Here is a 20731-nt window from a genome sequence, read left to right on the forward strand (position 1 = left end):
CTGTCCACGCCGGATCGTCAGCCGGATCGTCAGCATGGAGGTCGCTCGTGCCCAAGGGCTACTGGGTCAGCATCTACCGCGTCGTCTCGGACCCGGACAGGCTGGCGGCGTACAACGCGCTCGCGGGTCCCGCCGTACGGGCCGCGGGCGGGCGCACCGTCGTCCGGGGCGGCCGGATCGTGGCGCACGAGGCCGGGACCGCCGTGCGCACCGTGCTCGTGGAGTTCGAGAGCTTCGACGAGGCGGTGGCGGCGTACGGGAGTGCGGCGTACCAGGAGGCGCTGGCCGCGCTGGGCGACGGCGCCGAGCGCGAGTTCCGCATCGTCGAGGGCGTCGACTGACCGGTTACCCCGCTCCGCTGGGACGACGAGGGCCACGGCAGCAGTGCCGCCGTGGCCCCGTCCAGCGTGACCGTCAGGTCCAGGTGTGCCCGCGCATGACGTCCCCCCCTCACCCTCCAGGGAAGCCGCCGTCAGCTCCGCGAGGCGACAGCAAAGCACGCGTCGTCGTCCTGCGGAGCGGGTTCGGGAACGCGCGCCAGCGCGATTCCCCCGATCAGGGCAGCCGTCGCCCCCGGCAGCGCGAGGACCGCGATGGCCCGCCCGGCCGGCATCACCCCCGCGAGCAGCGCCCCCGCCTCCACGGCGAGGAGCTGGACGACGGACAGCGCGCCCTGCAGCAGGGAGAAGGCCGTGCCCCGGCAGTCGCTCCCGACCGTCTGCGTGATCACCTGTGCGGCGGGGATCGTGCTGACCGCGCTGGCGCCGAGCGCTGCGAGGCCCGCTGCCGCGGCCCAGGGAGCGGGGTCCGCGAGGAAGACGACCGCGCACACCCCGCTGCCGACGAGCTCGAGCACGATGACGGTGGCGGCCAGGCGTCGTGCGGAGGTCTGCGCGGGGAGTGCCGCGGCGAAGACCACTCCGCCGGCGGGGGTGAGCGCCAGCAGGCAGCCGTACGCGAGCCCGTGGCCGAGGTGGTGCTGCGTCGCGTAGATCACCAGCAGCGACTCCGACCCGATGCTGGCGGCGCTGCCCACCGTCGCGACCACCGCCACCCACCTGGTCGTGGTCGCGCTCCACAGCCCCGTGGCGGCGGCGCGCAACAGGCCGGCAGAGGACCGGGCCGATGCAGCGGACCGGGTGAGCGGCAGCAGCAGCAGGAGGCCGGCGCTGCCGAGGAAGGACAGCGCGTCGACCGCGAGCGCCGCCCGCGCCCCTATCGTGCCGACGAGGAGCCCGCCCGCGACGTACCCGCTGAGCACGGTCGCCTGCGCGGTCGCGTAGAGCGCCTTCAGCGCGCGCGCGTAGCGCTCTCCGCTGACCAGGGGCAGGGCTGCCGCACCGGCTGCCGAGTGGACGGGCGAGACGAGCGCGCTGACGAGCGCGAGCGGCAGCAGCAGGACCGGGTCCTGGACGGCCGTGACCATGACGACGTACACGCCGGCACGGAGCAGGTCGGCCGCGACCATCACCGTGCGGTGGGGGAGCCTGTCGGCGAGCGTCGCGAGGTACGGACCGGGGCCGAGCCACGGGACGAGGCCCACGGCGAAGGCGAGTGCGGTGAGCGAGGGGCTGCGGCTCCTGTCGTAGACGAGCACCGCGAGGGCGACGCGCCCCGCCCAGTCGCCGATGCCGGAGACCGCTCGGGCGCAGAGCAGGACGCGGACGCCACGCGCCGTGCCCGTCACCCCCGCCGTCGCCACCGGAGGAGTGTGGGGCACCCTCGGCCGCACCGCAGCGGTTCTGCCGGGAAGCACCTGGACGGTGAGCGACCTCGGCCTCGGGTGCAGGTGCTCACGGGGCTCACCCCGAGCAGATGGGGGTCGTCCCGAGGAGATGCCCTCGCGCTGACCCCCAGTTGATCGGGGTCCCCGATCAACTGGGGCGAAGGGCGCCCCCCTGCTACTGCGCCCGCGCGCTGAAGCGCTTGCCGTGCCGGGCGATGACGAGCGGCAGGCCGAAGGCCTCGGAGAGGTGCTGCTCGTCCAGGACCTCCTCCACCGGGCCCGCGGCCACGACCCGCCCCTCGCGCAGGAGCAGCGCGTGGGTGAAGCCCGGCGGGACCTCCTCGACGTGGTGGGTGACGAGGACGAGCGCGGGCGACGCGGGGTCGGCGGCGAGGGCGGCGAGGCGCCGGACGAGGTCCTCGCGGCCGCCGAGGTCGAGCCCGGCGGCGGGCTCGTCGAGCAGCATGAGCTCGGGGTCGGCCATGAGCGCGCGGGCGATCTGCACCCGCTTGCGCTCGCCCTCCGAGAGCGTGCCGAAGGTCCGGTCCGCCAGCCCCGCCACGCCGAAGGCCTCGAGCAGGGTGCGCGCCCGGTCGAGGTCGACCTCGTCGTAGGACTCGCGCCACCGCCCGAGCACGGCGTACGTCGCGGTGACGACCACGTCGAGGACGCGCTCCGAGGCGGGCAGCCGGGCGGCGAGCGCCGCGCTGGAGATGCCGATCCGCGGCCGCAGCTCGAACACGTCGACGAGGCCCAGCTGCTCGCCGAGGACCTCGACGGAGCCGCGGGTGGGGTGGAGGGCGGTCGCGGCGAGCTGGAGCAGCGTGGTCTTGCCGGCGCCGTTGGGACCGAGCACGACCCACCGCTCGCCCTCCTCGACGGTCCAGGTGACGTCCTCGAGGATCGGGGTCCCGCCGCGGACGACGGTCGCGCCGTCGAGCCGGATCACCTCAGCCATGCGCGCTCACACCGCGACCCTACAAGCGGACCGCCGCCCGGCCCCGTGCACCCGTTGGCCGGCGCCCGCGACCTAGGCTGGACGACCGTGCGCGCCCTCCCCCGCTCCGCCGTGCTCGCCGCCTGGGGCGGCGCGCTGCTCCGTGGCGCGGCCCCGGCCGACGCGCTGGGCGGCGTGCTCCCCCGCGAGGAGCACCACTCCGTCACCGGTCTCGGCCCGGACGACCCGCCCTGCTCGCCGCTCGTCGCCCTGGGCCTGCTGCGCCGGGCCGGTGCCACGGGCCTCGCGCTCGCGCTGCCCGTGCCGGGCGACCCCGGTGGCCTCGCCGGTCCCCCGCCGACCAACGCCGCGGCGCTCGTCGCCGGTGAGGCGGTGCTGGCGGTCGGCGGCCCCACGACCTACGCGCTGGTGCCCGAGGTCGCGCTGCGCGGGTCGAGCCTCGTCGAGGTCTCCTGGCGCGCGCTGCCCGCGCAGCCCCCCGTCCTCGCCACCACGACGCTCGCCGAGGCCGACCGGCAGCTCAAGGAGACCCTGCAGGAGGCGACGGCCGAGCTCGTCCGGCTCGACGTCGCGCGCTGGCGCCCGGAGGTGGCGGAGGCGCTGGCCGAGCTGCGCCGAGGGGCCGGCGCCCAGGAGCTGCCGGCGGACTACTCGCCCCGCGCCCGGGACGTGCTGACCCGCGCGCAGCTGCTGCTCGGGGTGGCCGACCTCGCGCTCGCCGACCCGGGCGGCGCGCTGAGCGCCGGGGAGATCGGCCTGCGCGGGTCCGCGCTGCGCGGGCTCGCGGCAGCGGCGCGCCGCGGCGTCGTCTGCGCGGTGAACTCCCCCCTGGAGCGGGTGGCGGCCGCGGCGCCGGCGACCCCGACTCCTCAGGCGGCACCCCGCGCGGTCGAAGGGGAGGCGACGTAGCCGCAGCGGCAGGACGGGGGGACGCGTGACCGGGAGAGCCAGCGTGCGCGCGGTCCTGCCCGCCTGCGCCGCGGCCGCCCTCCTCTCGCTCGGCCTCGGTGCCGCTGGCCCCGGCGCCGTCCCGTGGGTGCTCGACCACCGGGTGCTGCCCGTGCTGATGGGGCTGTTCGCGCTGCCGGCGACCGGCGCGCTGCGCAGCGCCCCCCGCCGGACCTGGCGCCGACCGCTCGCCGGCGCGCTGCTGTCCTGGTCGGTGGGCTACGCGCTCTGGGCCCTCCCCGGGCGGTTCGCGATGGGACCGGTCACACCGTCGGACGCCTGCTTCGTGCTCTTCTACCCGCTGGCGGGGGCCGGGCTGTGGCGGCTGCTTCGCGGCCAGGGCCGGCGCGTCAGCGCGGCGACGGTCCTCGACGCGGTGGTCGCCGGGCTCGGGGCGTTCAGCGTCATCACCGCGCTCGCGCTGCCCGTCGTCGGCTCCCCGCTGCGCCACCTCGAGCCCGCGACCCTGCTCAACGCCTGCTACCCGGTCGGCGACGCGGTCCTCCTCTCGGTCGCGGCCAGCCTGCTCGCGCTGCGCGGCGCCGGCGACCGTCGCGCGCTGCTGCTCACCCTCACCTTCGCGCTGCTGACCGGCGCCGACACGACGTACGCGACGGCCACGGCCGGTGGCGCCGCCGAGGCGTCGACGTGGCTCGTCAGCGCCCTGTGGGCGCTCGCGTGCGTCGGCGTCGGCAGCGCGCTGCTCGTCCGGGACTGCCGCCAGGAGGACGCTCCCCGCGAGACGCGCGTCGGGGCGGTCCCCGTCGTCGCGGCGCTCGGCGCGCTCGGCGTGCTGCTCACGGCCTCGCGCGTGCACGTCAGCGTCCCGGCGCTGGGGCTGGCGGTCGGCGCGCTCGTCGCGGCGTCCCTGCGCGGGCGCCTCGACCTGCGCAGCCTGCAGGAGCTGGTCCGCACCCGCCGCGACGCTCACCTCGACGACCTCACCGGCCTGGGCAACCGCCGCCACCTCGACGCCCGGCTGCAGGAGCTGCTCGAGGCGGCCGGCGAGGAGACGCCGCTGGCCCTGCTGCTCGTCGACCTCGACCGCTTCAAGGAGGTCAACGACGCGTACGGCCCCGGCGCCGGCGACGACCTCCTCCAGCAGGTGGCCGCCCGGCTGGTCGAGGCCGTGCCGCAGGCCGCCGCGCTCAGCAGGCTCGGCGACGACGAGTTCGCCCTGGCGCTGCCGACCGCCGCGGCGTCCGGCCTCGGCGGCCCGACCGAGCACCTGCACGCCGCGCAGCGCATCGTCGCCGCGCTCGCCGCGCCGTTCGAGGTCGCGGGCGCTGCCATGCACGTGACGGCGAGCATCGGGATGAGCGTCGCGGCTTCCGGCTGGACGAGCACCGAGCTCGTGCGCACCGCCGACGTCGCCATGCACGAGGCCAAGCGGGCCAGCGGCGACGGCAGCCACTACCGCCTGTACGACGTGACCACCGACGACAGCGGCCTGCGCCTCGCGCTCGGCCGCGACCTGCGCCGCGCGGTGGAGCAGCGCGAGATCACCCTGCACTACCAGCCGCAGCTCGACATCGCCGGCGACCGGGTCGTCGGCATGGAGGCGCTCGCGCGCTGGTCCCGACCCGGGTACGGGCCGGTGCCGCCCGACGTCTTCGTCCCGCTCGCCGAGGAGCTCGGCCTCATGCCCGCGCTCACCGAGCTCGTGGTCGGCGAGGCGCTGCGCCAGTGCGCGGAGTGGCGCGCGCTCGGCCACGACCTGCGGATCTCGGTCAACATCACGGCCAGCGGCCTGCTCGACCCGGGCCTGGTCGAGGGGCTCTCGGGGCGCCTCGCCGGGCTGGGCCTGCCGGCCGAGGCGGTCGTCCTCGAGATCACCGAGAGCACGCTGATGTCGGACCCGGCCCGGGCCCGCGAGGTCATCGAGCAGCTGCGCCTGCTGGGCGTCGACGTCTCGGTCGACGACTTCGGCACCGGCTACTCCTCGCTCGCGTACCTCCGCCGGCTGCCGGTCACCGAGGTCAAGCTCGACCGGGCCTTCGTCATGGGCATGCTCGAGGACCCGATCGGGCCGGACGCGGCGATCGTGCGCGCGGCGAGCGAGATGGCCCGCGCGCTCGGCCTGCGGGTCGTCGCCGAGGGCGTCGAGGACGTCGTGCTGCTCGGCACGCTGCTGCGCACCGGCTGCGCCCTCGCCCAGGGCTACGGCATCGCCCGCCCCTCACCCGCCGGCCACGCGCTGGCGGCGGCGCTGGCGCACGAGCAGCGGCGCAGCGCGGCCTACGCCCCGGCGGAGCGGTAGACCTCGAGGGTCTGCTCGGCCACCGCCGACCAGGAGAAGGCGTCGACCGCGCGCTGCCGGCCCGCCAGGCCCATCGCCCGCGCCCGCCCGGGGTCCGCGAGGACCTCGCCCAGCCGCTCGGCGAGGTCGTGGGCGAACTGCTCGGGGTCGACCGGCGTCCCCGTACCGCCGGCGACCTGCTCGACCGGGACGAGCAGCCCGCTCGTCCCGTCCTGCACGACCTCGGGGATGCCGCCCGTCGCGGTGGCGACGACCGCGGTCTCGCAGGCCATCGCCTCGAGGTTGACGATGCCCATCGGCTCGTAGATCGAGGGGCAGACGAACACCGTGGCGTGCGTGAGGACCTGGATCACCTGCTCCTTCGGGAGCATCTCCTGCACCCAGAGGACCCCCGAGCGCGACTCCTGCAGACGGGACACGAGGCCCTCGACCTCCGCGGCGATCTCGGGGGTGTCGGGCGCGCCCGCGAGGAGCAGCAGCTGGACGTCGGGGTCGAGGTGCTCGGCGGCGCGCAGCAGGTAGGGCAGCCCCTTCTGCCGCGTGATGCGCCCGACGAAGGTGACGTACGGGCGGGACAGGTCGACGCCCAGCCGCTCGACGACGTCGGTCGCGGGGTCCGGCGCGTACAGCCCGGTGTCGATGCCGTTGTAGACGACCCGGACCTTGTCCGGGTCGAGCGAGGGGTACGCGTCGAGCACGTCGCGCCGCATGCCCGCGCTCACGCTGATGACCGCGGCCGCCGCCTCCAGGGCCGTCTTCTCCACCCAGCTCGACAGCGCGTAGCCGCCACCCAGCTGCTCGGCCTTCCACGGCCGGTGCGGCTCGAGGCTGTGCGTCGTCACCACGTGCGGGACGCCGTGGAGCAGCGAGGCGACGTGGCCGGCCGCGTTGGCGTACCACGTGTGGCTGTGCACCACGTCGGTCCCCGCGCAGTCGCTCGCCATCGCCAGGTCGACGGCCATCGTGCGCAGCGCGGCGTTGGCGCCGGGCAGCACGCTGCTGTCGTCGTAAGCCGTGGTCCCGGCCTCGTCGCGAGGGGCGCCGAAGCAGCGGACCTGCACGTCGGTGCCGGTCGCCCGCAGCGCGCGGGTGAGGTACTCGACGTGGACGCCGGCGCCGCCGTAGACGGCCGGCGGGTACTCGCGGGTGAGGAGGTCGACGCGCATGGAGGGACCCTTCCACAACGGGCGGCGCGCCACTACCCGCGGGGCTTGAACACCGTGGCCGTACGGGTACGGTGCGCACATGGCTGACGTCCTCGCGATCGTCCTGGCCGGCGGAGAGGGCAAGCGGCTCATGCCGCTGACCGCTGACCGGGCCAAGCCCGCCGTGCCGTTCGGCGGGAACTACCGGCTCATCGACTTCGTCCTCTCGAACCTCGTCAACGGCGGCTTCCTCAAGATCGTCGTGCTGACGCAGTACAAGTCGCACAGCCTGGACCGCCACATCACCAAGACGTGGCGCATGTCCAACCTGCTGGGCAACTACGTGACGCCGGTGCCGGCGCAGCAGCGCCTGGGGCCGCGGTGGTTCGCGGGCTCCGCCGACGCGATCTACCAGAACCTCAACCTCATCGACGACGAGCGCCCGAAGTACATCATCGTGTTCGGCGCCGACCACATCTACCGCATGGACCCGCGGCAGATGCTCCAGCAGCACATCGAGTCCGGCGCCGGCCTCACGGTCGCCGCGGTGCGCCAGCCGCTGCGCGAGGCCGACCAGTTCGGCGTCATCGACACCGCGACCGAGGGCCCCGACGCGGGGCGGCTCATCAGCCGGTTCCGCGAGAAGCCCAAGGACGCCGTCGGCCTCGCGGACGCGCCCGACCAGATCTACGCCTCGATGGGCAACTACATCTTCACGACGCGGGCGCTCGTCGACGCGGTGACCCGCGACGCGATGAACCCCGAGAGCAAGCACGACGTGGGCGGCAACCTCGTGCCGATGTTCGTGGAGAAGGGCGACGCGCAGGTCTACGACTTCACCCAGAACGTCGTCCCGGGCTCCACCGAGCGCGACCACGCCTACTGGCGCGACGTCGGGACCCTCGACTCGTTCTACGAGGCCAACATGGACCTCATCTCGGTCCACCCGGTCTTCAACATGTACAACTACGACTGGCCCATCTACACCGCCTACGACCCCATGCCGGCCGCGAAGTTCGTCCGCGGGGCCGACGGCACCGAGGGCCAGGCGCGCGGCTCGATGGTCTCCCCCGGCGCCATCATCTCCGGCTCGTTCGTCGAGGACTCCGTCGTGTTCCCGCGCACCTCCGTGCTCCAGGGCTCGTTCGTCTCGGCCTCGGTGCTCATGGACCGCGTCGTCGTCGAGCCGGGCGCCCGCGTGCAGCGCGCGGTGCTCGACAAGGGCGTCGTCGTGGAGTCCGGCGCGCAGATCGGGATCGACCTCGCCCACGACCGGGCGCGCGGCTACACCGTGTCGGAGGGCGGGATCGTCGTCGTGGGCAAGGGCCAGCGGGTGACCGCGGGCTAGCCCGGCGTCCGGGTGATCCGGCGCACCCCCGCTCATCCGGCCGTCCGCCCGGCCGACGAGGAGGCCGTACCCGGCCGTTCCTGGGCCGGATCCACGGGGGTGGGTCGCAGATGGCAGGCGGATCAGCAGGGCGCAGCGTCCTGGACAGGGCGTTCGGGGACCGGGGGCTGCTGACGAAGGTCCTCGCGGCCGTCGCCACGATGGCGGCGGTGGCGCTGGCCGTCGGCGTCCTCGCGGTGGTCCGCATGGACGCCATGGAGAAGGGCACCGCGGCGCTCTACTCCGACGGGCTCCAGCACGTCGAGGCGATCGACAAGGTCGTCGTCGACATGCAGACGACCCGCCGCGACGTGCTGAACCACGCCGTCTCGGACAGCGCGGACGACCGCGCGAAGTACCGGACGGCGGTCGCTGCCGACGAAGCGGCCTTCGCCAAGGACCTCGACGCGTACGTCGCCTCCGGTGGCGACAAGGCCCCCGCCGACGAGCTGCGCTCCGTGTGGGCGCAGTACCAGCAGGTCGTGAGCAGCACCATGCTGCCGGCGTCCGACCGCCGCGACCTCGCCACGGTCGCGCAGACGCGCGACACGCAGACCAAGCCGCTGACCACCAGGGCCGAGCAGATCACGTCGGCCATGACCGCGGCCGAGAACGACCAGGCGAAGGGCCTGCGCGACGCGACCGCCGCGGACTACCGCTCGAGCCGGACCGTGGTCCTGCTCGGGCTGCTGCTCGGCACGCTGCTCGCCGGCGCCGTCGCCGTCGCGATCGCGACGTCGGTCAAGCGCTCGCTGGCCCGGGTGTCCGCCGTCGCAGCCGCTCTCGCCGAGCTCGACCTGACCCGCACGGTCGGCGCGAGCACCGGGGACGAGCTCGGCCGCATGGGCCAGGCGCTCGACCGCGCGGTCGACGGCCTGCGCCGCACCGTCGCGACGATGGCCGGTACGGCCACCTCGCTGGCCGGGGCCGCCAGCGAGCTCTCCGGCGTCTCCGGCGAGCTGAACGACGGCGCCCTGGAGGCGTCGCGCAAGGCCGAGGAGGCCGCCGGCGGAGCCGGCGCGGTCAACTCCTCCGTGCAGTCGGTCATGGTCGGCGCCGAGCAGATGTCCGGCTCCATCCGGGAGATCGCCTCGACGGCCGGCCGCGCCGCGCAGGCCGCCGCCGACGCCCGCACCGTCGCAGCCGACGCCAGCGCGCAGATCCTCGAGCTCGCCGACGCCAGCGCGCGCATCGGCACCGTCGTCAAGCTGATCACGTCGATCGCGGAGCAGACCAACCTGCTCGCCCTCAACGCCACCATCGAGGCGGCACGCGCCGGCGAGGCCGGCAAGGGGTTCGCCGTCGTCGCGAACGAGGTCAAAGAGCTCGCCAGCGAGACCGGGCGCGCCACCGAGGACATCACCCGCCGCATCAGCGCCCTGCAGGCCAGCGCCACCGGAGCGGCCGAGGCCGTGACGCGCATCGAGACCGCCATCGCCGAGATCTCGGAGTCCGGCACGACCATCGCCGCCGCCGTCGAGGAGCAGGCCGCGACCACCGCGGAGATGACCCGCTCCATCACCGACGCCGCCGCGAGCAGCGGGCGCGCCGCAGCGACCTTCGGCGCCGTCTCCGAGGTCACGACGGCCACCGCGAGCACCGCGGGCGCCACGCGCAGCGCGGCCGTCGAGCTCTCCGGGCTCGCGAGCACGGTGAACGAGCTCGTCCAGTCCTTCACCTACTGACCCGTACCACGCGCACGACGGGCGTCCCGGCAAGCAGGGCCCGGGACGTCCGGCCCCACCGCTCGGGGGAGCGGAGCGGCGCCGACCGGCGCCGACACTCCTCCAGCGCCACCCGTCACCGCCGCCCGGGAGACTCCATGCCCAGCACCGCTACGCCAGTCCTGACCGCCACCGGCCCGTACGGCCTGGTCCTGCCCGACCTCGACGACGTGCGCGAGTCCGTGTGCCGCGTCGACCCGGACGGCGAGGCCGCCTGGACCGGGGTCCTCGCCCGCGCGGGCCTCAGCGGCGCCGAGACCGACCGCGACAGCCTCGAGCGCGCCCTCCGCGCGCTCGAGGAGCGCAGCCCCGTCGGCGCCCTCTGCGCGCGCGCCCTGCGCATCCGCCTCAACAGCTACGACCACCTGGCACACGCCCAGGCCCTCGTGAGGAGCACCGCATGATCGACCACGACGCCCTGACCTCGCCGGAGCGGCTCGTCGCCCTCGCGGGGTACGACCTCGACTCCCCCGAGCTGCGCTCGGACCTCGACGCCCTGTGCGCCCGCGTCGCCGCCGACCTCGAGGTGCCGATCAGCCTCGTGACGCTCGTGCTCGACAGCGCCCAGATGAACCTCGGCCAGCGCGGCATCGACGGCACGTGGGTGAGCGCCGTCGGCGGCACGCCGGTCGAGTGGTCGTTCTGCGCGCACTCCGTCGGCAACGGCCGGCCGTACGTCGTCGACGACATGTCCGCCGACCCCGAGCAGCGGGACAACCCGCTCGTGCGGGTCGACGGCGTGGCGGCGTACGCGGGGGTGCCGCTCGTGACCGGGGCCGGCCACGTGCTCGGCAACGCCTGCGTCGTCGACGTGCAGCCGCACGCCTTCTCGGTGGCGGAGCTCGCCCGGCTCGAGGCGGCCGCGGCCGAGGCGCTGGCGCTGCTCGAGGCGCACCGCGTGGCCTGACGCCGCCGGCTCGACGGCTACGCTGCGGCGCGTGCCAGCGCCGCGTACCCTCCTGCTCACCCTGACCGGGCACGACCGCCCGGGCGTCACGTCGCGCCTGTTCGCCGCCCTCGGCGCGGTCGACGCGGTCGTGCTCGACGTCGAGCAGGTGGTCGTGCGCGGCCGGCTCGTGCTCGGGGTGCTGCTGGAGGCGAAGGGGCGGGCGGCCGACGCGCTCGCCGAGGCCGCGGCAGGGGTGGCGGCCGAGCTGGAGCTGGAGCTCGAGGTCAGCGCCGGGCGCGGCGAGCCGGAGCAGCGCCCGCTGCGCAGCCACGTCACCGTGCTGGGGTTCCCGCTGCGCCCGGCGGCCCTCGGCGCCATCACCGGCCGGATCGCCGACGCCGGGGCCAACATCGACCGGATCGTCCGGATCGCCCGCTACCCCGTGACAGCGGTGGAGCTCGAGGTCTCGGGCGCCGAGAGCCACGGCCTGCGGGCCGCGCTCGCGCGCGAGGCGGCCCAGCAGCAGGTGGACGTCGCGGTCCAGCGGGCGGGGCTGCACCGCCGGGGCAAGCGCCTCGTCGTCATGGACGTCGACTCGACGCTCATCCAGGGCGAGGTCATCGAGATGCTCGCCGCGCACGCTGGCGTCGAGGACGAGGTCGCCGCCGTGACCGCGGCCGCGATGCGCGGCGAGCTCGACTTCGCCGCGTCGCTGCACCAGCGGGTGTCGCTGCTCGCCGGCCTGCCCGCGACGGTGTTCGAGCAGGTGCGCGCCGACGTCGAGCTGACGCCCGGCGCGCGCACGCTCGTCCGCACCCTCAAACGGCTCGACACGCGCGTCGCGGTCGTCAGCGGCGGGTTCACCCAGGTCGTCGGTCCGCTCGCCGCGGACCTCGGCATCGACTACGCCGCCGCGAACACCCTCGAGGTCGTCGGGGGCCGGCTCACCGGCCGGATCACCGGGCGGGTCGTCGACCGGGCGGGCAAGGCGGAGGCGCTGGAGCGCTTCGCCGCCGACGCGGGAGTGCCGCTCGCGCAGACGGTCGCCATCGGCGACGGAGCCAACGACCTCGACATGCTGGCGCGTGCCGGGCTCGGCGTCGCGTTCAACGCCAAGCCGGTCGTGCGCGCAGCGGCGGACGCCGCGGTCACCGTGCCGTACCTCGATGCGGTGCTCTACCTGCTGGGGATCCCGCGTGACGAGGTCGAGGAGGCTGACGCGGCGGACCCGTTCCTGGCATGATCGGTCGCCACGAGGGGCAATGATCTCGTGACGCACAGCAAGGCTGCCCACGCACGACGGCACCACGGGGGACGCGATGACGGGTTCCGGTCCAGCGAGCTCTGCGGCGGAGGGGCGGCTGTCCGCTGCGCCGCCTCCCGGCAGCGCCGTCACGCTGGTGCCCGCGCTCGACGCGCGGCTGCTGACCGGCGTCCTGCTCTGGTGGGAGGCCCCGGAGGGCTCCGAGGTCGACGACCGGGTCGGGCTGGGCGTCGACATCGCCCCCTCCCGCGCGCGCTCGCCCGAGGTGCCGGTCTGGGCCACCGTCAACGCGCCCGGCGGGGACATCCTCGTGCTCTCGGCCGTCGCGCACGGCGACGGGGAGACGACGGTGACGCTCGACGGCCGCGTCGCCGTCCGCGAGCCGCGCCGGCGCAACGTCCGCGCCGCGGCCCACGTCGACGTCGACCTCACGCTCGGCGGCGCCAGCAACCGGGTCACGGGGCGCACGCTCGACCTGTCCGCCGGCGGCTGCCGCATCGCGCTGGAGTCCGGGGACGAGCCGCTGCCCCACGTCGTCGCGGGCGAGCCGACGGACATCGTCATCCACCTCGACCAACAGAACCGCCCGCACATGATGGGCCACGTCCACGCGGTGCGGCCGGGCGGTCAGCTCGTCATCCGCTTCGACGAGGTGCCCTCGACCGTGGTCGAGCAGATCGAGCGCTACGTCTACGCGACGCTGCCCTAGCGGCTAGTCCTGCTCCCCGCGCGGGACGGCGCTCGCCACCAGCCGGCAGGCGGAGGACGGGGTGTCCGCCCACGCGCTCGGCACCTCGATGACCGCGACGCCGCACGTCGGCAGCTCGACCCGGCTGCCGGTCAGCTCCGCGACGAGCAGGCTGAGGCCGGGGTCGTGCCCCACCAGCGCGATCGTGCCCTCGTCGTCGTCGAGTCCGCGCACGACGCGCAGCAGGTCACCGAGCGACGCCTCGTAGATGCGCTCCTCCACGACGACGGAGACCTCGGCGCCCCAGCCGCGCTGCAGCCCCTCGACGGTCTCGCGGGTCCGCAGCGCCGGGCTGGTCACGACCAGCCCGGGGGCGCCGGTCGATCCCGCGACCCACTCCCCCGCCGCCTGCGCGTCGGCCCGTCCCCGGCGCAGCAGCGGACGGTCGAGGTCGTCGACACCCCCCGGCCGGTCGGCCTTGGCGTGCCGCACGACGACGAGGGTCGGCACGGCTAGGCGCCGATCGCGTGCACGCCGCCGTCGACGTGGACGATCTCGCCGGTCGTGCGCGGGAACCAGTCGGAGAGCAGGGCGACCACGGCGCGCGCCGCGGGCTCCATGTCGGTGACGTCCCAGCCGAGCGGCGCCCTCTTGTCCCACACGTCCGTGAGCTGGTCGAAGCCCGGGATGTGCTTCGCCGCCGTGGTCCCGAGCGGACCGGCACTCACGAGGTTCACCCGGACGCCGCGGGGCCCGAGGTCGCGGGCGAGGTAGCGCGCAGTCGACTCGAAGGCGGCCTTCGCGACGCCCATCCAGTCGTACTGCGGCCAGGCGACGGTGGCGTCGAAGTCGAGGCCCACGACGCTCGCGCGCTCGCCGAACAGCGGCGCCGCCGCCATCGTCAGCGACTTCAGCGAGTACGCGCTGGTGTGCAGCGCGGTCGCCACGTCGTCCCACGCGGTGTTGAGGAAGTTGCCGCCGAGGGCGGCCTGCGGCGCGTACCCGATGGCGTGGACGACGCCGTCGAGCCCGTCGACGTGCTGGCGCAGCGTCTCCGCGAGCCCGTCGAGGTGCTCGGCGTTCGTCACGTCGAGCTCGATGACGGGAGCCTCGGACGGGAGCCGCTTGGCGATGGCCGCGGTCAGCCGCAGGGCCTTGCCGAACGACGAGAGCACGACCTCGGCGCCCTCCTGCTGCGCGATCTTCGCCACCGAGAACGCGATCGAGCTCTCGACGAGGACGCCGGTGACGAGCAGGCGCTTGCCTTCGAGGATGCCCATGGGGAGAACTCCTTGGTAGTGCTGCTGGTGTGCTGTCTGCCGCGGTAGCGGCTAGTGACCCATCCCGAGGCCGCCGTCGACGGGGAGCACGCTGCCCGTGACGTACGCCGCGGCGGGCGACGCGAGGAACTCGACGACGCCGGCGACCTCCTCGGGGGAGGCGAGGCGCTTGAGCGGCACCGAGCCGAGGATCTCCTTGCGGCGGTCCTCGGAGAGCACCGCGGTCATGTCGGTCTCGACGAAGCCGGGGGCCACGACGTTGACCGTGATGCCGCGCGAGCCGACCTCGCGGGCGAGCGAGCGGGCGAGCCCGACGAGCCCGGCCTTCGACGCCGCGTAGTTGACCTGCCCCGCACTGCCGCTCAGCGCGACGACCGACCCGACGAGCACGATGCGCCCGCGGCGGAGGCGGAGCATGCCGTTGGCCGCGCGGCGCGCGACGCGGAAGGCGCCGGCGAGGTTCGTGTCGAGGACGGAGGTGAAGTCCTCGTCCGGCATGCGCATGACGAGCTGGTCCTTGGTGACGCCCGCGTTGGCGACGGCGACCTCCACCGGACCGTGGGCCTGCTCGGCGGCAGCGAACGCCGCGTCGACGCTGGCGGTGTCCGTGACGTCGGCGCGGACCCAGTGGACGCCCTCGACGCCCTCCGGCGGCTCGCCGCTGCGGTACGTCGCGGTGACCCGGTCCCCCGCCGCGACGAACGCGCGGACCACGGCGAGCCCGATGCCGCGGTTGCCGCCCGTGACGAGCACCGAGCGCCCAGCCGACGCTGCCTCCACTCGCGACCACTGCCTTCCTGCCGTCGTGCCGGGACGCCCTCCGCTCCCGCGCTCGGCCGCGTACGCAGCCCGCCGGACCCTATCGCCTCGGCCGCTGCGGGCGGTCCTGCGCCGGGTCGTCCCGGCGTGCCGGTCGACCCGCCCCGGCGTACCGTTGGAGCGTGCCAGCCGCCCAGTTCCGCCCCGACAGCCGCCAGGCCTACGAGATCACCGGGCTGGCGCGCAGCCGCGCGGAGGACATCGCGGCCCGCCGCCGCCGCTACACCTTCGGCATGGCGCTGCGCACGATCTGCTTCGTGAGCGCGATCGTCACGACGGGCTGGGTCCGCTGGACGTTCGTCGTCGGCGCGATCGTGCTGCCCTACATCGCGGTGGTCATCGCGAACGCCGGCCGTGAGCCGAACCGCACGCTGCCTCCGGTCGCGATGCCGGAGCGGCGGGCGCTGCCCGCCCCGCCGTCGGCGCAGCTGCCGCCGCAGGCGGACCACGCCGCCCAGCGCTAGGCGCGCGGCGCTCCTCGAGGTCCCCGGGGCAGGTCAGCCGCCGATCGCGGACATCGGCCGCGACGGCTGGAGGAACCCCGGCTCGTCGATCCCGTGGCCCGGGAGCTTCGCCGCGACGGAGCCGCGCAGCACCTCGGCGATGTCGTCGTCGCTCCCCCCGCCGCGCAGCAGGCCGCGCAGGTCGGTCTCGCCGCGGGCGAACAGGCAGTTGCGCACCTGGCCGTCGGCCGTGATGCGCATCCGGTCGCAGGCACCGCAGAAGGGGCGCGTGACCGAGGCGATGACGCCGACGCGGCCGAGCTTCACGCCGTCGCGCAGCACCCACCAGCGCTCCGCGGGCGAGCTGCCGCGGTGGGCGTCCTCGAGCAGGACGAAGGCGCGGCTGAGCCGGTCGAGGACCTCCTCCGCGGTGACCATGCGCTCGCGCTCCCAGGCGCCCTGCGCGTCGAGCGGCATCTGCTCGATGATGCGCAGCTCGTAGCCCTCGTGCAGCGCCCACTCGACGAGCGGCACGGCCTCGTCGTCGTTGACCCCGCGCACCAGCACGCTGTTGACCTTCACCGGCCCGAGGCCCGCGTCGCGCGCGGCGGCCAGCCCGGCGAGCACGTCGTCGAGCCGGTCGCGCCGGGTCACCGTGGCGAAGACGTCGCGGCGCAGCGTGTCCAGCGAGACGTTGACCCGGTCGAGCCCGGCGGCCGCGAGCGGGCCGGCCAGCCGGGCGAGCCCGACGCCGTTGGTCGTCAGCGCGAGGGAGGGCCGGTCGGGCAGCGCCGCGAGCCGCTCGACGAGCCCGACGAGACCGCGGCGCAGCAGCGGCTCCCCGCCGGTCAGCCGGACGTCGCGCATCCCCAGTCCGACCGCGACCCGCACCAGGCGGACGACCTCGTCGTCGGTGAGGACCTCCTCGCGCTGCAGCCAGGCGAGCCCCTCCTCCGGCATGCAGTACGAGCACCGCAGGTTGCACCGGTCGGTCAGCGACAGCCGCAGGGAGGCGGCGACGCGGCCGTACCGGTCGGTGAGCACTCCCCCAGCCTAGGTAACGTTCCAGGGTGCTGCGTACCCTGCGCCAGCCCCGCTGGATCGGCCTGAGCCTGACGGTGGTGCTGGTGAGCCTGCTCTTCGCGCGGCTGGGGCTCTGGCAGTGGCACCGCGCCCAGGCGAAGTGGGCGTTCAACGACGCGGTCGCGGCCCGCTCCCACGCGGCCCCGGTCGACGTCGGGACCCTCCTGCAGCCGGGCGTCCGCCCACCGAAGCGGGTCGAGTGGCGCCAGGTCGAGCGCACCGGGACGTACGACACGGCGCGGACCGTGCTGCGGCGCAACGACACCTACGACGGCAACCGCGGCTACACGGTCATCGTGCCGCTGGTCACCCCGGGGCAGCCCGCGCTGCTCGTCGACCGCGGCTTCGTCCCCGCGCCGCAGACCGGCGGCGCGCTGGCGCTCCCGAGCGTGCCCGCCGCGCCCTCGGGGACCGTCACCGTGCGCGGGCTGCTGCGCCGGCCCTCGAGCGCCTCGCTCGGCCTGGACCGCATCGGCGGCGCGACGACCGTCGGGCACCTCGTCCCCGACGGGATCGCGGCCGCGACGGGGCTCGGGCCGGTGCTCGACGGCTACGTCCAGCTGGTCGCCGAGCAGCCCTCGGCGGGCACGCCGCTCTACACCGACGACCTGCCGCACCAGGACGTCGGGCTCAACCTGGCCTACGCCGTGCAGTGGTACGCCTTCATCCTCATCGCCGTCGCCGGCTGGGTCGTGCTGCTGCGCCGCGAGCAGGCCGAGGAGGAGGCGGGCGCCGCGGGGGCACCGCCGGCGACCGAGCCGGCCCGCGAGCCGCAGAGCAGCTAGCCGCGCGGGATCCCCTCGTCGAACACCGGCCCCACCTGCGAGCCGACGAGGCCGACGGCCGCGCTCACGGCGGCGATGGCCAGGGTCCGGGCGACGCGCCGGCGGGCGGGCGTACGCAGCAGAGCGCTCATGCCAGGAGCATCGGCAGCGCCGGCGGCGACCGGAGGGCCGTGCGGCAGCGGGCGCGTGACGATCGGGCAACGCGCAGGGGATCGCGGCGGGGGGAGGGCGCGGCGTGCGAGGATGATCGTGTGGATCTCGGTCTGGCGGGGCGCGTCTACGTCGTCACCGGCGGCAGCCGGGGCCTCGGCTACGCCACGGCGCGCGCCCTCGTCGCCGAGGGGGCGCAGGTCGCGCTGTGCAGCCGCGACGAGACCACGCTGCGCGCGGCGGCCGACACCCTCGGCGGGCCCGACCACGCCCTCGCCGTCGCCGGCGACATCGCCGAGCCCGGCACGCCGACCCGGCTGGTGGCGGCGGCAGCCGCGCGCTACGGCCACGTCGACGGCGCCCTCATCAGCGTGGGCGGCCCGGAGCCCGGCGCGGCCCTGGCGCTGAGCGACGAGCAGTGGCGTGCGGGCTTCGAGAGCGTGTTCCTCGGCCCGCTGCACGTGGTGCGCGCCCTGGCGACGGAGATCACGCCGGGCGGCTCGATCGCGCTCGTGCTGTCCACGTCAGTCCGCTCGCCGATCGAGGGGCTCGCGATCTCCAACGCGCTGCGCCCGGCCCTCGCGATGACGACGAAGAGCCTGGCCGACGAGCTCGGCCCGCGCAGCATCCGGGTCAACGGCCTGCTGCCGGGGCGCATCGACACCGACCGGCTCCGCGAGCTCGAGGTCGCCGGCGGGCGCCCGGTGACCAGCCGGCGCGAGTGGGAGCGCCAGGTCCCGCTGGGCCGCTACGGCGACCCGCTGGAGTTCGGCAAGGTCGCCGCCTTCGTCCTCTCCCCCGCCTCGTCGTACGTGACCGGCGCGATGATCCCCGTCGACGGCGGGCTCAGCCGCTCGTTCTGAGCGGCCTCCTCGCCCGGGCTGCCGGGGAAGTTGATCAGGTTGCCCCTCGAGTTCGGGCTCCGGCAGCACGGAGTTGCGCTCAGCAGCACCAGGTGGTCGCCGTGCGGGCGGGATCTCGTGCTGCCGGGCACCACTTCGTACGGCCGAGCCGCGCCGTGCCGTCGCCCGTGCCCGGGCACTGCCGGAGCTGCCCGCCGGCACGGTCCGGCTGCCCGCGCACGGCCGACCGCACCAGGTGGTCGCCTTGAGGACGAGATCCCGTGCTGCTGGGCACCACTCCGTACGGTCGGGCGAGAAGCTGATCAGGCGACCTGATCAACTTCCCAGGCGGCCCGGGCGCCGCCGTCAGGCCGGCGCGAACTGCGTGGCGTGCAGCTCGGCGTAGAGCCCGCCGAGGGCGAGGAGCTCGTCGTGCGTACCGCGCTCGACGATGCGGCCGCCCTCGACCACGAGGATCTGGTCGGCGCCGCGGACGGTCGAGAGGCGGTGGGCGACGACGATGCTCGTCCGCCCGGCGAGCGCGGTGTCGAAGGCGCGCTGCACGGCCGCCTCGGACTCGGAGTCGAGGTGCGCGGTCGCTTCGTCGAGCACGACGACGCGCGGGGCCTTGAGCAGCAGCCGGGCGATGGCCAAGCGCTGCTTCTCGCCGCCGGAGAGCCGGTAGCCGCGGTCGCCGACCACGGTGTCGAGCCCGTCGGGCAGGCTGTCGACGAGGTCGGCGATCTGCGCGGCGCGCAGCGCCTCGTGCAGCTGCTCGTCCGTGGCCCCGGGCGCGGCGTAGCGCAGGTTGGCGCGGATCGTGTCGTGGAACATGTGCGCGTCCTGGGTGACGACGCCGAGCGCCGCGCGCAGCGAGGCCTGGGTGAGGTCGCGGACGTCGTGGCCGCCGACGCGCACCGCGCCTGACGTCGCGTCGTAGAGCCGGCCGACGAGCGCCGTGATGGTGGTCTTGCCCGCGCCGGAGGGACCCACGAGGGCCACCAGCTGGCCGGGCTCGACGGTGAAGGACACGTCGCTGAGCACCTGGGCCGACGGGCTCGCGTCGAGGGTCGCCACGGACTCGAGGGAGGCCAGCGAGACCTCGTCCGCCCTCGGGTAGCGGAAGGAGACCCCGTCCAGCTCGACGCTCGCCGGCGCGTCGGCCGGCAGGTCGAGCGCGCCCGGGCGGTCGGCGACCATCGGCGCGAGGTCGAGGACCTCGAAGACGCGGTCGAAGCTCACCAGCGCGGTCATGACGTCGACGTGGACGTTCGACAGCGCGGTGAGCGGGCCGTACAGCCGCAGCAGCAGCGCGGAGAGCGCCACCAGCGTGCCGATGCCGAGCCGGCCGTCGATGACGAGGATGCCGCCGATGCCGTAGACCACCGCGGTCGCGAGCGAGGCGATGACGGTCAGTGCCGTGAAGAAGACGCGGGAGTACATCGCCGACACCACGCCGATGTCGCGGACCCGCGCGGCCTTCGCGTCGAACTCCGCCGTCTCCTGGTCCGCGCGGCCGAAGATCTTGACGAGCAGCGCGCCCGAGACGTTGAAGCGCTCCGTCATCGTCTGGCTCATCGCGGCGTTGAGGGTCATCGACTCGCGCGTGATCGTCTGCAGCTTGCCGCCGACCCACTTCGCGGGCAGCACGAACAGCGGCAGCACGAGCAGGGAGACGAGGGTGATCTGCCACGACAGCCAGAGCATCGTCGCGAGCACGAGCAGCAGCGTCACCGCGTTGCTTACCACCGACGACAGCGTCGAGGTGAACGCCTGCTGCGCCCCGATGACGTCGCTGTTGAGCCGGCTGACGAGCGAGCCGGTCTGGGTGCGGGTGAAGAAGGCGACCGGCATGCGCTGCACGTGGTCGAAGACCCGGCTGCGCAGGTCGTAGATCAGCCCCTCGCCGATGCGTGCGGAGTACCACCGCTGCGCGAGCCCCACGACGGCGTCGACGAGCGCCAGGGCCGCGACGGCGCTCGCGCCCCACACGACCACCGAGCGGTCGTGGTGCCCGACGCCGTCGTCCAGGACGGTCTTGAGCAGCAGCGGCGTGCCCACCGTGATCGCTGCGTCGGCGACCACGAGCACGAGGAACAGCACGAGCTCACGGCGGTACGGCCGCCCGAACTCGGCTATCCGCCGGAGGCTCTCCCGCGAGACGCGGCGCCCGCTGACGGTGTCCGCCCGCGTGTAGGACCGCAGCGCCATCCACTGCTGGTGCGACATCCCGCCTCCCGCCGGTCAGGGGGAAGGCTAGCCCCCGCCCCTGACGGCGAACGCCGTACGCGGGCCGGGGCTTCCGCTCCGGCCCGCGGGTTCGCCGTGGGCTGACGCCAC

At 75.1% G+C, this 20731-nt stretch carries 21 protein-coding genes; 12 read left to right on the plus strand and 9 right to left on the minus strand.

Translation table 11 applies throughout. The annotated features are described in order from the left end of the window. The first annotated feature begins 47 nt into the window (after positions 1-47). The gene (locus tag EV189_RS15535; RefSeq protein ID WP_130493905.1) at positions 48-341 is read left to right on the plus strand and encodes a DUF1330 domain-containing protein; all 294 of its coding nucleotides are present in this window, start codon (positions 48-50) and stop codon (positions 339-341) included. Between the two features lie 131 nt (positions 342-472). Here the strand turns inward: EV189_RS15535 and EV189_RS15540 are convergent, their stop codons facing one another. Then, positions 473-1702, minus strand: a complete 1230-nt coding sequence (locus tag EV189_RS15540) for an MFS transporter (protein WP_165400331.1) — start codon at positions 1700-1702, stop codon at positions 473-475. 199 nt (positions 1703-1901) lie between these two features. Further along, on the minus strand, positions 1902-2684 hold the full coding sequence (locus EV189_RS15545) for an ABC transporter ATP-binding protein (RefSeq protein WP_130493907.1): 783 nt from the start codon (positions 2682-2684) through the stop codon (positions 1902-1904). Between the two features lie 87 nt (positions 2685-2771). Between EV189_RS15545 and EV189_RS15550 the strand changes: the two genes are divergently transcribed. Beyond that, positions 2772-3593 carry a hypothetical protein gene (locus EV189_RS15550; RefSeq protein WP_196788583.1) on the plus strand — a complete coding sequence of 274 codons (822 nt, stop codon included), beginning with the start codon at positions 2772-2774 and terminating at the stop codon, positions 3591-3593. A 25-nt stretch (positions 3594-3618) separates the two neighbouring features. Beyond that, the gene (locus tag EV189_RS15555; RefSeq protein ID WP_130493908.1) at positions 3619-5892 is read left to right on the plus strand and encodes a putative bifunctional diguanylate cyclase/phosphodiesterase; all 2274 of its coding nucleotides are present in this window, start codon (positions 3619-3621) and stop codon (positions 5890-5892) included. Here the strand turns inward: EV189_RS15555 and glgA are convergent. Further along, complete coding sequence (gene glgA, locus EV189_RS15560) at positions 5871-7058, minus strand: glycogen synthase (protein ID WP_130493909.1); 1188 nt, start codon at positions 7056-7058, stop codon at positions 5871-5873. The two genes, EV189_RS15555 and glgA, sit on opposite strands and share 22 nt — an antisense overlap. Positions 7059-7137: 79 nt before the next feature. Between glgA and glgC the strand changes: the two genes are divergently transcribed. From glgC to EV189_RS15590, 6 genes are all read left to right on the plus strand, one after another. Beyond that, positions 7138-8385, plus strand: a complete 1248-nt coding sequence (glgC, locus tag EV189_RS15565) for a glucose-1-phosphate adenylyltransferase (protein ID WP_130493910.1) — start codon at positions 7138-7140, stop codon at positions 8383-8385. Positions 8386-8495: 110 nt separating this feature from the next. After that, positions 8496-10109: a methyl-accepting chemotaxis protein gene (locus tag EV189_RS15570; protein ID WP_130493911.1), complete on the plus strand. Its 1614-nt coding sequence runs from the start codon at positions 8496-8498 to the stop codon at positions 10107-10109. 137 nt (positions 10110-10246) lie between these two features. Continuing rightward, a complete protein-coding gene (locus tag EV189_RS15575) occupies positions 10247-10552 on the plus strand; it encodes a hypothetical protein (protein ID WP_130493912.1) in 306 nt (101 codons plus the stop codon). Next, complete coding sequence (locus tag EV189_RS15580) at positions 10549-11055, plus strand: GAF domain-containing protein (RefSeq protein ID WP_130493913.1); 507 nt, start codon at positions 10549-10551, stop codon at positions 11053-11055. Before EV189_RS15575 ends, EV189_RS15580 begins: the two co-directional genes overlap by 4 nt. A gap of 31 nt (positions 11056-11086) precedes the next feature. Next, complete coding sequence (serB, locus tag EV189_RS15585) at positions 11087-12280, plus strand: phosphoserine phosphatase SerB (RefSeq protein WP_130493914.1); 1194 nt, start codon at positions 11087-11089, stop codon at positions 12278-12280. A 76-nt stretch (positions 12281-12356) separates the two neighbouring features. Further along, a complete protein-coding gene (locus tag EV189_RS15590; RefSeq protein WP_130493915.1) occupies positions 12357-13010 on the plus strand; it encodes a PilZ domain-containing protein in 654 nt (217 codons plus the stop codon). Between the two features lie 3 nt (positions 13011-13013). On the opposite strand, the gene EV189_RS15595 is transcribed toward EV189_RS15590, so the two are convergent. From EV189_RS15595 to fabG, 3 genes are read right to left on the minus strand one after another with little or no spacing between them, the layout of a single operon-like run. Next, positions 13014-13499, minus strand: a complete 486-nt coding sequence (locus EV189_RS15595) for a SixA phosphatase family protein (RefSeq protein ID WP_130493916.1) — start codon at positions 13497-13499, stop codon at positions 13014-13016. A gap of 2 nt (positions 13500-13501) precedes the next feature. After that, positions 13502-14269, minus strand: a complete 768-nt coding sequence (gene fabI, locus EV189_RS15600) for an enoyl-ACP reductase FabI (protein ID WP_130493917.1) — start codon at positions 14267-14269, stop codon at positions 13502-13504. A gap of 51 nt (positions 14270-14320) precedes the next feature. Then, positions 14321-15022 (minus strand): 3-oxoacyl-ACP reductase FabG, encoded by a 702-nt coding sequence (gene fabG / locus EV189_RS15605; RefSeq protein ID WP_269204194.1) that lies wholly within the window; start codon positions 15020-15022, stop codon positions 14321-14323. A gap of 188 nt (positions 15023-15210) precedes the next feature. On the opposite strand from fabG, the gene EV189_RS15610 reads away from it, so the two are divergent. After that, positions 15211-15552, plus strand: a complete 342-nt coding sequence (locus tag EV189_RS15610) for a DUF3099 domain-containing protein (RefSeq protein WP_231116455.1) — start codon at positions 15211-15213, stop codon at positions 15550-15552. A 33-nt stretch (positions 15553-15585) separates the two neighbouring features. On the opposite strand, the gene moaA is transcribed toward EV189_RS15610, so the two are convergent. Further along, the gene (gene moaA, locus EV189_RS15615) at positions 15586-16575 is read right to left on the minus strand and encodes a GTP 3',8-cyclase MoaA (RefSeq protein ID WP_130493919.1); all 990 of its coding nucleotides are present in this window, start codon (positions 16573-16575) and stop codon (positions 15586-15588) included. Between the two features lie 26 nt (positions 16576-16601). Here moaA and EV189_RS15620 point away from each other — a divergent pair, with 26 nt between their 5' ends. After that, the gene (locus EV189_RS15620; RefSeq protein WP_130493920.1) at positions 16602-17399 is read left to right on the plus strand and encodes an SURF1 family cytochrome oxidase biogenesis protein; all 798 of its coding nucleotides are present in this window, start codon (positions 16602-16604) and stop codon (positions 17397-17399) included. On the opposite strand, the gene EV189_RS21020 is transcribed toward EV189_RS15620, so the two are convergent. After that, a complete protein-coding gene (locus EV189_RS21020) occupies positions 17396-17530 on the minus strand; it encodes a hypothetical protein (RefSeq protein WP_269204195.1) in 135 nt (44 codons plus the stop codon). The genes EV189_RS15620 and EV189_RS21020 overlap by 4 nt on opposite strands. Before the next feature lie 120 nt (positions 17531-17650). Between EV189_RS21020 and EV189_RS15625 the strand changes: the two genes are divergently transcribed. After that, the gene (locus EV189_RS15625) at positions 17651-18412 is read left to right on the plus strand and encodes an SDR family oxidoreductase (RefSeq protein WP_130493921.1); all 762 of its coding nucleotides are present in this window, start codon (positions 17651-17653) and stop codon (positions 18410-18412) included. Positions 18413-18757: 345 nt separating this feature from the next. Here the strand turns inward: EV189_RS15625 and EV189_RS15630 are convergent, their stop codons facing one another. Further along, positions 18758-20620 (minus strand): ABC transporter ATP-binding protein, encoded by a 1863-nt coding sequence (locus tag EV189_RS15630; RefSeq protein WP_130493922.1) that lies wholly within the window; start codon positions 20618-20620, stop codon positions 18758-18760. Positions 20621-20731 lie beyond the last annotated feature (111 nt).

This window comes from Motilibacter rhizosphaerae (assembly GCF_004216915.1).
Classification (GTDB): Bacteria; Actinomycetota; Actinomycetes; order Motilibacterales; family Motilibacteraceae; genus Motilibacter; species Motilibacter rhizosphaerae.

Bases quoted from the DNA above. Each gene is read 5' to 3' on its own strand.
- fabI (WP_130493917.1), bottom strand. From the start codon at position 14,269: ATGGGCATCCTCGAAGGCAAGCGCCTGCTCGTCACCGGCGTCCTCGTC.
- glgA (WP_130493909.1), bottom strand. From the start codon at position 7,058: ATGCGCGTCGACCTCCTCACCCGCGAGTACCCGCCGGCCGTCTACGGC.
- EV189_RS15545 (WP_130493907.1), bottom strand. From the start codon at position 2,684: ATGGCTGAGGTGATCCGGCTCGACGGCGCGACCGTCGTCCGCGGCGGG.
- EV189_RS15580 (WP_130493913.1), top strand. From the start codon at position 10,549: ATGATCGACCACGACGCCCTGACCTCGCCGGAGCGGCTCGTCGCCCTC.
- EV189_RS15630 (WP_130493922.1), bottom strand. From the start codon at position 20,620: ATGTCGCACCAGCAGTGGATGGCGCTGCGGTCCTACACGCGGGCGGAC.
- EV189_RS15590 (WP_130493915.1), top strand. From the start codon at position 12,357: ATGACGGGTTCCGGTCCAGCGAGCTCTGCGGCGGAGGGGCGGCTGTCC.
- glgC (WP_130493910.1), top strand. From the start codon at position 7,138: ATGGCTGACGTCCTCGCGATCGTCCTGGCCGGCGGAGAGGGCAAGCGG.
- EV189_RS15575 (WP_130493912.1), top strand. From the start codon at position 10,247: ATGCCCAGCACCGCTACGCCAGTCCTGACCGCCACCGGCCCGTACGGC.
- EV189_RS21020 (WP_269204195.1), bottom strand. From the start codon at position 17,530: ATGAGCGCTCTGCTGCGTACGCCCGCCCGCCGGCGCGTCGCCCGGACC.
- EV189_RS15570 (WP_130493911.1), top strand. From the start codon at position 8,496: ATGGCAGGCGGATCAGCAGGGCGCAGCGTCCTGGACAGGGCGTTCGGG.